The organism is Pantoea sp. PNT03 (genome assembly GCF_014852515.1).
GTDB lineage: Bacteria > Pseudomonadota > Gammaproteobacteria > Enterobacterales > Enterobacteriaceae > Pantoea > Pantoea leporis.
Map to the genome: position 1 here is coordinate 663,125 of NZ_JACVBT010000001.1, position 12,695 is coordinate 675,819.

Consider the following 12,695-nt stretch of genomic DNA (forward strand, 5'->3'; position numbering starts at 1 on the left):
ATATAGTACTGTAAATAAAAACAGGGGTAAATATGCGCCAACTGGTTATCGATATCTTATTGAAAATGGCAAAAATGGATGTGGAAGCAAAAGAGCTGGTGGCGCAGGTAGAGGCGCAGTCGTTATTGATTGCAGCGCTGCTGATTCAGGCGAAAGAGAATAACTCGTTGACTATTTCCGATACGGTGCAGGAGGCGATTGTTACCGCTTCGCGCGCATCGCAGGAATTTTTACAGTCCGATGTTGATCTGCTGCTGACCCACGTCAATCGTCTGCTGGCGGTGGCAAGTTACATCGAAGTAAAAGGGATTGAGCGGGAAGGATAAGAAAAAATATTACCTCTGGAAGTGGAAATCCAGCAACACTTCCAGAGGCGGTGCAACAGCACCATTCGTTCAAGGACAATCTACGACTGACGTCGTGATGAGTAAGTTATACAAGTTTTCTCAACTTGTACAACTTTTTCCTGAACATTTTGTGTGGTTGGCGATGTATCTTTGATGCCGTTACAGTGCGTGGCCGATTACAACTCGTTTTTGATGCAGAACTCTTCCCACGTCATGCCTAAGGCTTCTGCGTGAGATTTCAGATACTTTTCAATGGCATCCGCGGCAACGGCTTTATCGGGCTCCGCCAGCTGTATAGAAAACAGCATGCCATCCAGCTTCTTCTGACGCAAAAATGCGGCATAAATACGTTCTGCATGCCAGTCGCGTAACTGCGCTAATGACAGGTTCGCCTGGCGGGCATCGCTTTCGGTGAGTTCATCCAGTGCAGACTGGAAATCGGGGTGGGCGGCGAAAAACATCGTACGCGCCTGAGCGTAATACTCTTCTGGGGTTTTCATTCGGTGTTCCTGCGTATCAACTTGCGCGCTAGTGTAACGCGCGCATGTGGCCTTGTCAGTTCCCGATCTTACAGAACATGGGCATCGTAGCGGCGCAATTTATTGCGCGATAAAGCGCGCCGCTACGGTATGTGCAACTTGTGATCACCGCCTATCAATGCATCTGCTGATAAATCCGCGTCACATCTTGTTGGTTCTTCGTCAGCGTTTCATCCAGCGTCAGTTTACCGCTCAGCATATCCGCCAGATTCTGCCCGACGGCGTTACCCATCTGATCAAATCCGGGAATACTCACGTACTGCACGCCCTGATAAGGCACCGGATTGAGCGTCGGCTGCTCGACGGTGGCCGAATCAATCGCCGCACGCACCTGCGCGGCATACGGCGCCAGGCGCTGATAGCTCGCCTGCTGATACGTCGAATTGCGGCTGCCCGGCGGTACCGCCCCCCAGCCGACGGTATCGGCCACTTGCTGGATATACTGTTTTGACGTCGCCCAGCTAATAAAGGCAATCGCCGCCGCGCGATTCGGCGTATTCGCCGGTACCGCCAGCGCCCACGACCACAACCAATTGGAGCCGTTACGCGTTATGCCGCCCGGCGCAGGCGCAAAGGCCAGCTTATCGGCGACTAAAGAGATCTGCGGATTCACCAGCAAACCGGCTGCCACCGTGCTGTCGATCCACATGGCGCATTTGCCTTGCGCAGTCAGACGCAGAATCTGGCCGAAACTGTTTTTCACCGTATCCGCCGGTCCATCCTGCTTCACCACCTGCAAATAATCCCCCAGCGCCTCGCGCCACTCCGGCGAGTTGAGCGTCGGCTGCCAGTTCTCATCGAACCACTGCGCGCCATAGGCATTCGCCATGGTGGTCATGAACGCCACGTTATCGCCCCAGCCAGGCTGGCCGCGCAGGCACAGACCGTAAATGCCTTTTTGCGGGTCAGTGAGTTTGGCGGCGAAGTTTTTGATATCGGTCCAGTCGGGATTATCGGGCATGGTTAACCCTTTCTGCGCAAACAGATCTTTGCGGTAATAGGTCATGCTACTTTCGCCGTAGAACGGCAGGGCGTAGAGCGTCTGCTGGAACGACAGCGCTTTGCGCACTGGCGCGATGAGATCCTCGCTGTCGTAATCGGCGGGCAGCTTATTGAGCGGCGCCAGCCAGCCTTTTTCACCCCACAGCGGCGCTTCATAGGTGCCAACGGTGATGACATCGAACTGCGCCTGGCCGCTGTTCATCGCCGACAGCACCGCCTGACGCAGCGCGCCATCGTCCATCACATGCCATTGCAGTTTGACGTCAGGATGCTCCTGTTCGTAGCGCGTGGCGAGCTGCTGCATGATGGTCATATCGCCGTTAGCGATGGTGGCGATATTCAGCGTGGTCGCGGCGTGGCTCAGCAGCGGCGTGGCCAGAAACATAGCGAGAAGTTTACGCATCATCCCGCTCCTTAGCGCTGCTGCAGGCGGAAGAAGGCCATCTTCTCCACCAGCAATCCGGCATGTTCGCTAACGGTCTGGCTGGCGGCGCTGGCTTCCTGCACCAGCGAGGCGTTCTGCTGCGTCGCGCCATCCATCTGAATCACTGCGGTGTTGACCTGCTCAATGCCGCTGGATTGCTGGCGGCTGGCCACGGCAATTTCACCGACAATGTCCACCACGCGCGCTACGCCCTGATTGATGTCATTGAGCATTGCGCCGGAACGCTGCACCAGCGCACTACCGGCTTCCACTTTACCCACGCTGGCATCGATTAACGCTTTGATCTCGTGGGCGGCCCCGGCGGACCGCTGCGCCAGCTGACGCACTTCGGACGCCACCACGGCAAAGCCGCGTCCCTGTTCACCGGCGCGTGCTGCTTCAACCGCTGCGTTGAGGGCCAGCAGGTTGGTCTGGAAGGCGATCTCATCGATCACCCGGTTGATATCCGCGATGCGCTTGCTGGAAGATTCGATCTCCTCCATCGCGCTGACCGCATCACGCAGCACGCTGCTGCCACGTTCGGCCTGATGACGTACGTCGGTGGCCAGTTCGTTGGCCTGCGCAGCGTTATCGGCGTTGTGTTTCACCGTGGCGGTCATTTGCTCCATGCTGGCGGCGGTCTGTTCCAGCGAGCTAGCCTGCGAATGGGTGCGCTCAGAGAGATCGTCATTGCCATCGGCCATCTGACGCGCCGCATCACTCAGCGCAGTGGCGCTTTCGCCCACGTCGCGCACGATCTCCGCCAGACGCACATCCATGCGCAGCAGCGACTGCATCAGTTCGCCCATCTCATCGCGTGAAACGCTGCCAATATCGTGGTTCAGTTCACCGGCCGCAATTGATTCGGCCAGCTCGCGCGCCTGAGCAATCGAGCGGTTGATCGAGCGGATCAGCAGCCAGCCGAACACCAGCGCCACGCTCAGCCCGACCAGCAATATGATAATCAGGCTGTTACGCGCCAGCTGGTAATCGCTGTTGCTCTGCTGATAGGTGAGTTCCGCATGCTGGCGCATTAACGCATCAAGCTGATCGATGTCCTGTTGCAGCAGCTGACTGCCGCTGCGCAGGCGGGTTTCAATCACCACCAGCGCGCCGGACGGGTTGCCGCCCTTCAGCAGTTCACCGGCATCTTTCAGCGCGGTTTGCCAGCCATCGAGATGGGTGATGAATTGCTGGCTAAGCGGTTTGGTTTGCGCATCAAACGACAGCTGCTGCCAGGTTTGGCGGTCTTTGGCAATCTGCTCGCCGTACTGCGCGATGCGCGCCAGACGTTTCTCCACTTCGCTGCTGTCGGTCCAGTAGCGCAGGGCATCGAACAGGGTCGCGGATTGTTCCTGCACCATGCGATACAGGCGGGATGAATATTGCAGCGGTAACAGCTCATTCTGATAAGCGTTTTGCGCCCGTTGGTCGGCGGCGCGCAGGCCGATGATTCCCCAGATGGCGGCAACAATCAGTAAAATGCACAGCAGGCCAACAATCGATGTCAGACGCGCGCGAAGGGTCAATCGCATAACGGGATTCTCCGTAACGAAGGTGAGTGTGTAATCGGTCATTATTGTTTTTACAGGCACTTTTAACTCCAGAAGAGTTATCGGCGCAGAAGTGAGCAGCTTGAGGAAAATCATGTGGCGCGCAGCAGATACCTTGCGCAACCCGCGGGAAAAATTATAACGTAGCCGCCATTGATGCGAGTGTAGGGACCGAGAATGAAAAAGTGGATGATAGTGGCCGCGCTGGCGCTGAGTGGCTGTGCGCAGATCAGCAATTATGACCAGGCGGTGAAAACCCCGGCACCACTGGAGCTGCAAGGCAACTGGCAAACTGTAGGGCCGCAAAGCAAGCTGATCAGCAAGCAAGCGATGGGCAGCCTGATTATTGGTGCCGAAGGCGACACGCTGGATTGCCGTCAGTGGCAGCGCGTGATTGCCAAACCGGGCAAATTAACGCGTCTGGGCGATGACTGGGTTAACGTGACGCGTCAGGTCCGCGTGATGCCGCTGGTGCTGGAGAACGGTGAGCTGCGTTACGATGGATTGAGACTGCGTAAAGTGGATCGCCCAACCGTTGAGTGCCAGCAGGCGCTGGAAGAAGTGGCGAAACGTCCGAATGAGGCGGTGATTCAGGATATCGAGCCAGAGATTATGCGCCCGGTTTCGGCGGCGACGCAGAAGTAGTTTTCCCTCACCCTAACCCTCTCCCAGTGGGAGAGGGAACCGATCGAGCCCATCAGGTATATTGCAGCATCTCCCTCTCCCTGTGGGAGAGGGAACCGATCGGGCCATCTGACATATTGCAGCATCTCCCTCTCCCTGAGGGAGAGGGCCAGGTGAGGGCATCAGCGCGCAGAGTCCTAAATCTAACCCTGCGGCAAATACACGCTACCTTGCTTACCATACGCGCTCATCACCGATTTCTGCATCGATGACTGGCCCACCAGCTGAGTCAATTCGTCCATACGCAACTGCAACAGACGTTTCACTTCGCTCTCGTTATCGAGAATATGGCGTAACACCGGACGCAGCTGCTCTTGCAGCTGGCGCGACGGTGCGGCGGCTGCGGTTGTTTGCGCCAGTCTTTGCACCGCACTGACATAGTCCACTTCCTTGGTAATCAAATCATCCCATTCGCCGTCTGCTGCCAAACGCAGCATTCCGTGGCTGAGGTCGAGTAACTGTTGGTAAACGGTAATCAGTGGCGGTGCAATATTCATTAAACGGCGTCCTGAAGGTGTTGAGGTTGTACGACTTCTTTCCAGGCATCAGCGATATTGCGCAGAAGACCTTCAACTTCTTCGAGGGCTTCGACATCATTACGCAGATTAGCCTGAACCAGACGGCGAACCATGTAGGAGTAGAGTCCTAACAGGTTGTCGGTCAGGTCATCGCCTGATTGCTCATCGAGGCCCTGCTTGAGTCCGCCCTCGATGATGTTAATGGCCTTGGAAATCGAGTTACCTTTTCCCTGGATATTGTTGTCCTGCATAAACAGGCGGGCGCGGACCAGTGCGCTGATCGCACCGTCAAACAGCAAGGTAATCAGCTGCTGTTGATTGGCGCTCATCACTGAGCTCTCCACCCCGATTTTTGCGTAGGCTTGTGTGCCTGTAGCGCTGTACATGGTCACTCCTTACTATTTAGAACTGCTGCTCGAAGTCATGCTATCGAACTGCTGTGTCAAGTAATCGCTGGTGCTGTTCAGCGAGCTCATGGTGACGTCGAGTTGCGTGAACTGCGTCTTATAACGCGCAATAAGGGCGTTGATACGCGTGTTCATGTTGTTGTACTGCTCAGTCAGGTTATTCAGCGTCTTGCTGACGCCATCTTTCGCGGACTGAATGCTGCCGGTAGATGACAGCCAACTGGTCAGGTTAGTCGCCAGTTTGGTGGTGATACCGGTGGTTTTACCGTCACCCACAATCATCTCTTTCACGCCCGCCGGATCTTTGGTCAGCTCGGTTTTCAGCTTGTCGGAATCCAGCGACAACTCACCGGTAGTCGGGTCGGTGGTGATACCGATTTGCGCCAGCGTTTTGTAGGTTGAAGAGCTAGCCGTGTTGGTCAGCAAACTTTTAATCTGGGTTTGAATACCGCGCAGCGTGCTATCGCCAACTAGCGCACCGTTGCTGGAATCTTGTGTATCTGAGCCGACATCCACAGCAGTGTATTTAGTCAGGCTAGTGAACTGATCCAGCAGATTGTTGTAGGCATCCACAAAGTTGGAAATTGCGGTGGAGGCTTTAGAGGTATCTTGCGTGATGGTCAACGTCTGATTACCGCTGGTGACATCATTCAGATTCAGCGTAATTCCTTCCAGCGCATCGCTAATGGTGTTGGTGCTGCTGGTGATGGCGACATTATTGACCGTTAACTCGGCATCTTGTGCGGCGACGCTGACATCCAGCGGATTATCGGCATCGGTTTTGGTTGAATCAAAGCCGACAATGCCTTGCAGTGTGTCGTCGCCAGTTACGGTAACGGAAGAAACCGCATTGGCCTCTCCGGTTTTCGACGCGGTTAGCGACAGACGATAAGCGCCATCACCGGTTTTGATAATACTGGCGCTGACACCGGCATTGGCACCGTTAATTGCATCACGCATGCCGGTTAATGAGGTTTGTGCACTGGTCAACGTAATGTCTTTGCTGGTGCCGTCGGCCAGTTTAATCGACAGCGTGCGGCTGGCATCCGAGCTACCCAGCGCAGTGGTGTTGCTAGATTGCACGCCGGAAGTCAGCGTCTGTGCCTGCGCCAGCTGCGTCACGCTAATGCTGTATTTTCCGGCGATGGTGCTGCCAGATGTGGTGGCGCTAAAAGCAGAGCTGCTGCTGGTGGCGCTGGTCGCGGTAAACAGATCTGCGCTGTTTAATGCCGTGTTAGCGGTCTGAAAGGTCGTTAACGCGCTCGACAAGGTGCCGTAAGCACTCAGCTTCGCGGTGTAGGCGCTCTGCTGATTCGAGATTGGCGTTAAAGACGCTTTTTCTGCGGTGCTTAAGTTATCCAGAATGGTACTTAAATCGAGGCCTGAACCGATACCGAGGGTAGAAATAGTAGCCATGCTTTTTCCTTTATATGGTCGACACGGATTTTGAATACCTGGGTTATCGGCCTTTAATAACTAAAGTTTAGAATTATTTGCCTTAGTGTAATGAGGTAAATAAGGCCTATATAGAAGGGTATTTCGACAGCTAGAAAATTCGTTAATTAAGTCTAAAGAAGTGCGGCAGGGTGGCGATAACCATAAGCGTGACAGGTTGAAGGGAAAAATTTTCACCTGGTCCTAAAAAAATTCTAAAGGTTGTTTAAGGGCAGACGATAACAACATTGACGGCGCTGAAGCCGGCGGGTTGAAGCCCACACCTTAACCGAAAGACTTGATTAACAGGAAAATTATCATGGCCCAAGTCATTAATACCAACAGCCTCTCGCTGATCACTCAGAACAACATCAACAAGAACCAGTCTGCTCTGTCTTCTTCAATCGAGCGTCTGTCTTCTGGTCTTCGTATTAACAGCGCTAAAGATGACGCAGCGGGCCAGGCAATTGCTAACCGCTTCCAGTCAAACATCAACGGCCTGACTCAGGCAGCGCGTAATGCTAACGACGGTATCTCTGCAGCGCAGACCACTGAAGGCGCACTGTCAGAAATCAACAACAACTTACAGCGTGTACGTGAACTGACTGTACAGTCTCAGAACGGCACCAACAGCCAGTCTGACCTGGACTCAATTCAGGACGAAATCAAATCACGTCTGGACGAAATTGACCGCGTATCTGGCCAAACAACTTTCAACGGCGTGAACGTGCTGGCGAAAGACGGCTCAATGAAAATTCAGGTTGGTTCTAACGACGGTGAAACTATCACTATTGACCTGAAAAAAATCGACTCTTCTACTTTGGGCCTGACTGGCTTCAACGTAAACGGTTCTGGTTCAGTAGCGAATACTGCGGCAACTAAAGCTGATTTAACTGCTGCCCAGATTGGCGCTGCACCAACTCCAGATGCTAACGGTGTTAGCACTTATACTGTGAGTGCTGGCCTGAAAGCCACTACTTCTGCTGATGCCTTCGCCAGCCTGTCTGATGGCGCTAAAGTTACCGCTAAAATTGCTAATGGTTTTGGCGATGCAGCAGCTGCAGCATCTGATCGTACCTACACCTTGGACAAGACGTCGGGCAACTATACCTTTGACGTTGCTGCGGGTGAAAACACTACTGCCGCGCAGGTGCAATCATTCCTGACGCCGAAAGCAGGTGATACTGCCGCTCTGAGCGTGAAAATTGGTTCAACTTCGGTTGATGTTAACTTGGCAAGCGATGGCAAAATCACTGCTAAAGATGGTTCTGCTCTCTACATCGATTCAACAGGTAACCTGACCCAGAACAGCGCTGGCCTGACTAGTGCTAACTTGGCTACGATGGATGGTTTAACTAAGAACAACAATGGTACTGCTGCTGTTGGTGTAGAAATCACTACCGCTGACAACACTAAAATCAATTTTGCAGGTAGTGCTGATACCGGTACAACTGCAGGTGCCGTTACCTTGACTGATGTTAAAATGAGCTCTGCTGCTCTGCAATCAGCTGCTAAAGGTACTGCATTCACCATTGATGCTGATGGTACTGCTGGTGCTGGCGCAGGTGATATCAAGGTTGCTGCGGATGGAAGTGTTCAAACTACCACCGACGGCACGACCTTTGCAGCTGCATATACCAATACTGATGGTTCACTGACAACCAGCAATCAAACCAGCCTGTTCTTGCAGAAAGACGGTTCGGTAACTAACGGTTCAGGTAAAGCAGTATTTAAAGACGCAGCGGGTAAATTCACCACTGATGCAGCAACCACTGCAGCTACCACTGCAGATCCACTGAAAGCGCTGGACGATGCTATCAGCAGCATCGATAAGTTCCGTTCAAGCCTGGGTGCGATTCAGAACCGTCTGGATTCAGCGGTAACTAACCTGAACAACACCACGACTAACCTGTCTGAAGCACAGTCTCGTATTCAGGATGCTGACTACGCGGTTGAAGTTTCAAACATGTCTAAAGCACAGATCATCCAGCAGGCGGGTAACTCAGTGTTGGCGAAAGCTAACCAGGTTCCACAGCAGGTTCTGTCTCTGCTGCAGGGCTAATCGCTCTAAGCTCTTTGCTTATCAAACCCCGCTTCGGCGGGGTTTTTTTATACCTGCATATTCATAATATGCATATTTGCAGGCGCAACAAATTACGTGACCCAAACCCACCCAATCCCCTTGAAGCTTCCCCCGCTTATCGCTAAGGTAAGCGCGTTTTTTCACCGCCAGGAAACCTCATGACCACCATCGCGCTCATCGACGACCATATGATCGTCCGTTCGGGTTTTGCCCAATTGCTGGGGCTGGAACCGGATTTCCAGGTTGTTGCCGAATGCGGTTCCGGGCGGGAAGCGCTCAATATGCTGCCGGGGCGTGGCGTGCAGGTGTGCATCTGCGATATCTCAATGCCGGATATTTCCGGGCTCGAGTTATTGAGCCAACTGCCGAAAGGCATGGCGACCATCATGCTATCGGTGCACGACAGTCCGGCGCTGGTGGAGCAGGCGTTGAATGCGGGCGCGCGTGGATTCCTCTCTAAACGTTGCAGCCCGGATGAACTGATCGCCGCGGTGCATACCGTGGCCAAAGGCGGCTGCTATCTGACGCCCGATATTGCTATGAAGCTCGCCTCCGGACGTCAGGACCCGCTCACCAAACGCGAACGCCAGGTGGCGGAAAAACTGGCGCAAGGTTTAGCGGTAAAAGAGATCGCGGCCGAACTGGGACTGTCGCCGAAAACCGTTCACGTTCATCGCGCCAATTTGCTGGAAAAGCTCAACGTCAGTAACGACGTTGAACTGGCGCGCCGCATGTTTGATGGCTGGTAATGCAGCCACTCTTTTCGCGGCTGATTGCCGTCATCGCCAGTTTTTGTATCTTCTCTGCCGCGTGGTTTTGCCTGTGGAGCATCAGCCTGCATCTGGCGGATCGTCCTGAGCTGGCGGTGTTGCTGTTTCCCTTTGGCCTGCGCCTTGGACTGATGTTGCAGTGCCCGCGCGCCTACTGGCCGGTGCTGCTCGGTGCCGAGTGGTTGCTGCTTTATTGGCTGTCACGTGAAGTGGCGCTGGCGCATCTGCCGCTGCTGATGCTGGGCAGCGTGCTGACGCTGCTGCCGGTGGCGCTGATCTCCCGTTATCGTCATCAACGCGACTGGCACACCTTGCTGTGGCAGGGCGGTGCGATGGTGTGCGCGGCGCTGCTGCAGGCGTTGCCGTGGATCGCAGAACCCGCCGCGCTGAATGCGGTGCTGCTCACACTCACCGGCGCGCTGACCGTGGCACCAACCTGTTTGGTGATCTGGCATTACCTCACCAGCACGCGCTGGCAGCCGCTTGGCCCTTCGCTGGTCGGTCAGCCGGTCAACTGGCGCGTGCGCCATCTGTTTGGTTATGTGCTGCTGTTTATGGTCAGTTTGTGGTTGCAGCTTGGGCTGCCTGCAGAGCTGTCGCGCTTCACGCCGTTTTGTCTGGCATTGCCGATTATTGCGCTGGCGTGGCATTACGGCTGGCAGGGCGCGCTGATCGCCACACTGATGAACGCCATCGCGCTGATCGCCAGCCAGACCTGGCACGATCACGCGGTCGATCTGCTGCTCTCCCTGCTGGCGCAAAGCCTGACCGGGCTGCTGCTCGGCGCGGGTATTCAGCGTTTACGTGAACTCAATCAGTCGCTGCAAACCGAATTGGTGCGCAATCGCCGTCTGACGGAGCGCCTGCTGGAGACCGAAGAGAGCGTCAGACGCGAAGTGGCGCGCGAGCTGCACGATGATATCGGCCAGACCATCACCGCGATTCGCACCCAGGCCGGGATCATGCAGCGCATCAGCCCGGAAAGTGGCGTCAAGCAGAGCGGCATGTTGATTGAGCAGCTATCGCTGGGCATTTACGATTCGGTGCGCCGTTTGCTGGGGCGCTTGCGTCCGCGCCAGTTGGACGATCTTTCGCTCGAGCAGGCAATCCGTTCGCTGATGCGGGAAATGGAGCTGGAAGGGCACGGCATTATCAGCCATCTCGACTGGCACATCGACGAAGCGCGACTGAGTGAAGCGCAGCGCGTCACGCTGTTTCGCGTTTGTCAGGAAGGACTCAATAACGTGGTGAAACACGCCAGCGCCCGTGCGGTGACGCTGCAAGGCACATTGCAGGACGAGCGGTTGCAGCTGGTGATTGAAGACGACGGCTGCGGCTTACCGCTGGGTTCCCCGCAGCACGGTTTTGGCCTTGCCGGCATGCGCGAACGCGTGACGGCACTCGGCGGCTCGCTGGGGATCTCCTGCACCCACGGCACGCGCGTTAGCGTCACGTTACCGCTGCGCAAGGGATAACCAATATGATGTTCAGATTTCTCAAAGTGCCCGCCAGCGCGCAGCCGATCAGCGATAAAGCGACCATTGATGCGCGCTATCGCTACTGGCGTCGCCATATCATGATCACCATCTGGCTCGGCTATGCGCTGTTCTATTTCACCCGTAAAAGCTTCAACGCCGCATCGCCGGAAATTCTGGCGGCGGGCGTGATGACGCGCACCGACATCGGCCTGCTGGCGACGCTGTTTTACATCACTTACGGCCTGTCGAAGTTTTTCTCTGGCATCGTCAGCGACCGCTCTAACGCGCGCTACTTCATGGGCATCGGGCTGATAGCGACAGGCGTGGTGAATATTCTGTTTGGCTTCTCCACGTCGCTGTGGGCTTTCGCCGTGTTGTGGGTGTTAAATGCCTTTTTCCAGGGATGGGGATCGCCGGTCTGTGCGCGTCTGCTGACCAGCTGGTTTTCACGCACCGAACGCGGCGGCTGGTGGGCGTTGTGGAACACAGCACAAAACGTTGGCGGTGCGCTGATCCCGATGATCGTCGGGGCCGCCGCGCTGCACTATGGCTGGCGCGCCGGCATGATGATTGCAGGCGGACTGGCGATCGTCGCTGGTATTTTTCTCTGCTGGCGCCTGCGCGATCGTCCGCAAACCGTGGGTTTACCGCCGGTCGGTGACTGGCGCCACGATGCGCTGGAGATTGCTCAGCAGCAAGAGGGCGCGGGGCTGAGTCACAAACAGATCCTCGCTAAATATGTGCTGCTCAACCCTTACATCTGGCTGCTGTCGCTGTGTTACGTGCTGGTTTACGTGGTGCGTGCCGCGATTAACGACTGGGGCAATCTCTATATGTCCGAGACGCTGGGCGTGAATCTGGTGACGGCCAACTCGGCGGTGACCATGTTTGAACTCGGTGGCTTCGGCGGTGCGTTAGTGGCGGGATGGGGATCGGATAAATTGTTCAACGGCAATCGTGGCCCGATGAACCTGATCTTTGCCGCCGGCATTTTGCTGTCAGTGGGATCGCTGTGGCTGATGCCGTTTGCCAGCTACGTGATGCAGGCTGCGTGTTTCTTTACCATCGGCTTTTTTGTCTTCGGGCCGCAGATGTTGATTGGCATGGCGGCGGCGGAATGTTCGCATAAAGACGCGGCGGGCGCGGCGACCGGATTTGTTGGCCTGTTTGCCTATCTGGGCGCATCGCTCTCCGGCTGGCCGCTGGCGCGGGTGATCGATGTCTGGCACTGGAACGGTTTCTTTGCGGTCATCGCCTGCGCGGCGGGCATTTCGGCCTTGCTGCTGTTGCCATTCCTGCATGCTCAAACACCGCGCCAGCGCGAGGAAGTGTGATGCATCCCCGCTTTTTATCCTTACATCGACAAAACTAAGAAATTTTCCCGGTTGCGCCGGGCAGTTGTCTCAGGCCGAAACCGCTGCTGATTTTTACAATGCCTGCCATCACGCAGGTCATT

12 protein-coding genes are annotated in these 12,695 nt (G+C 55.4%); 6 read left to right on the forward strand and 6 right to left on the reverse strand.

Annotated elements, in window-relative coordinates:
• Window positions 1–32: 32 nt before the first annotated feature.
• Window positions 33–326, forward strand: a complete 294-nt coding sequence (gene iraP, locus IB226_RS03160; RefSeq protein ID WP_061717593.1) for an anti-adapter protein IraP — start codon at window positions 33–35, stop codon at window positions 324–326.
• 197 nt (window positions 327–523) lie between these two features.
• On the opposite strand, the gene IB226_RS03165 is transcribed toward iraP, so the two are convergent.
• The 3 genes from IB226_RS03165 to IB226_RS03175 all read right to left on the reverse strand — a co-directional run bounded on the left by IB226_RS03165 (window position 524) and on the right by IB226_RS03175 (window position 3,847).
• Window positions 524–847 carry a DUF6388 family protein gene (locus IB226_RS03165; protein WP_101764036.1) on the reverse strand — a complete coding sequence of 108 codons (324 nt, stop codon included), beginning with the start codon at window positions 845–847 and terminating at the stop codon, window positions 524–526.
• A 154-nt stretch (window positions 848–1,001) separates the two neighbouring features.
• Window positions 1,002–2,294, reverse strand: a complete 1,293-nt coding sequence (locus tag IB226_RS03170; protein ID WP_225608145.1) for a sugar ABC transporter substrate-binding protein — start codon at window positions 2,292–2,294, stop codon at window positions 1,002–1,004.
• A gap of 8 nt (window positions 2,295–2,302) precedes the next feature.
• Window positions 2,303–3,847 (reverse strand): methyl-accepting chemotaxis protein, encoded by a 1,545-nt coding sequence (locus tag IB226_RS03175; protein WP_137386036.1) that lies wholly within the window; start codon window positions 3,845–3,847, stop codon window positions 2,303–2,305.
• 195 nt (window positions 3,848–4,042) lie between these two features.
• On the opposite strand from IB226_RS03175, the gene yedD reads away from it, so the two are divergent.
• Complete coding sequence (yedD, locus tag IB226_RS03180; RefSeq protein WP_192233535.1) at window positions 4,043–4,510, forward strand: lipoprotein YedD; 468 nt, start codon at window positions 4,043–4,045, stop codon at window positions 4,508–4,510.
• A gap of 182 nt (window positions 4,511–4,692) precedes the next feature.
• Here the strand turns inward: yedD and fliT are convergent, their stop codons facing one another.
• Genes fliT through fliD form a run of 3 tightly spaced genes read right to left on the reverse strand, consistent with a single transcriptional unit; the run spans window position 4,693 to window position 6,890 of the window.
• Window positions 4,693–5,046, reverse strand: coding sequence for a flagella biosynthesis regulatory protein FliT (fliT, locus tag IB226_RS03185; protein WP_110866410.1), 354 nt, complete (start codon window positions 5,044–5,046; stop codon window positions 4,693–4,695).
• Window positions 5,046–5,453: a flagellar export chaperone FliS gene (gene fliS, locus IB226_RS03190; protein ID WP_008105355.1), complete on the reverse strand. Its 408-nt coding sequence runs from the start codon at window positions 5,451–5,453 to the stop codon at window positions 5,046–5,048. The genes fliT and fliS overlap by 1 nt, the downstream gene beginning before the upstream one ends.
• A gap of 12 nt (window positions 5,454–5,465) precedes the next feature.
• Window positions 5,466–6,890: a flagellar filament capping protein FliD gene (fliD, locus tag IB226_RS03195; RefSeq protein WP_192233538.1), complete on the reverse strand. Its 1,425-nt coding sequence runs from the start codon at window positions 6,888–6,890 to the stop codon at window positions 5,466–5,468.
• Between the two features lie 337 nt (window positions 6,891–7,227).
• Between fliD and IB226_RS03200 the strand changes: the two genes are divergently transcribed.
• The 4 genes from IB226_RS03200 (at window position 7,228) to IB226_RS03215 (ending at window position 12,573) form a co-directional block, all read left to right on the forward strand.
• Window positions 7,228–8,970 (forward strand): FliC/FljB family flagellin, encoded by a 1,743-nt coding sequence (locus IB226_RS03200; protein ID WP_192233540.1) that lies wholly within the window; start codon window positions 7,228–7,230, stop codon window positions 8,968–8,970.
• Window positions 8,971–9,149: 179 nt separating this feature from the next.
• Complete coding sequence (uhpA, locus tag IB226_RS03205; RefSeq protein ID WP_192233541.1) at window positions 9,150–9,740, forward strand: transcriptional regulator UhpA; 591 nt, start codon at window positions 9,150–9,152, stop codon at window positions 9,738–9,740.
• Entirely contained in the window at window positions 9,740–11,236 is a 1,497-nt protein-coding gene (gene uhpB / locus IB226_RS03210; protein ID WP_192233543.1) for a signal transduction histidine-protein kinase/phosphatase UhpB, read from the forward strand. The genes uhpA and uhpB overlap by 1 nt, the downstream gene beginning before the upstream one ends.
• 8 nt (window positions 11,237–11,244) lie before the next feature.
• On the forward strand, window positions 11,245–12,573 hold the full coding sequence (locus IB226_RS03215) for an MFS transporter (RefSeq protein ID WP_192234502.1): 1,329 nt from the start codon (window positions 11,245–11,247) through the stop codon (window positions 12,571–12,573).
• The last annotated feature ends 122 nt before the right edge of the window (window positions 12,574–12,695 follow it).

Coding starts and splice junctions, on each gene's coding strand:
- IB226_RS03165 (WP_101764036.1), bottom strand. CDS start 847: ATGAAAACCCCAGAAGAGTATTACGCTCAGGCGCGTACGATGTTTTTC.
- uhpA (WP_192233541.1), top strand. CDS start 9,150: ATGACCACCATCGCGCTCATCGACGACCATATGATCGTCCGTTCGGGT.
- iraP (WP_061717593.1), top strand. CDS start 33: ATGCGCCAACTGGTTATCGATATCTTATTGAAAATGGCAAAAATGGAT.
- IB226_RS03175 (WP_137386036.1), bottom strand. CDS start 3,847: ATGCGATTGACCCTTCGCGCGCGTCTGACATCGATTGTTGGCCTGCTG.
- IB226_RS03215 (WP_192234502.1), top strand. CDS start 11,245: ATGTTCAGATTTCTCAAAGTGCCCGCCAGCGCGCAGCCGATCAGCGAT.
- uhpB (WP_192233543.1), top strand. CDS start 9,740: ATGCAGCCACTCTTTTCGCGGCTGATTGCCGTCATCGCCAGTTTTTGT.
- IB226_RS03170 (WP_225608145.1), bottom strand. CDS start 2,294: ATGATGCGTAAACTTCTCGCTATGTTTCTGGCCACGCCGCTGCTGAGC.
- IB226_RS03200 (WP_192233540.1), top strand. CDS start 7,228: ATGGCCCAAGTCATTAATACCAACAGCCTCTCGCTGATCACTCAGAAC.
- fliT (WP_110866410.1), bottom strand. CDS start 5,046: ATGAATATTGCACCGCCACTGATTACCGTTTACCAACAGTTACTCGAC.
- yedD (WP_192233535.1), top strand. CDS start 4,043: ATGAAAAAGTGGATGATAGTGGCCGCGCTGGCGCTGAGTGGCTGTGCG.
- fliS (WP_008105355.1), bottom strand. CDS start 5,453: ATGTACAGCGCTACAGGCACACAAGCCTACGCAAAAATCGGGGTGGAG.
- fliD (WP_192233538.1), bottom strand. CDS start 6,890: ATGGCTACTATTTCTACCCTCGGTATCGGTTCAGGCCTCGATTTAAGT.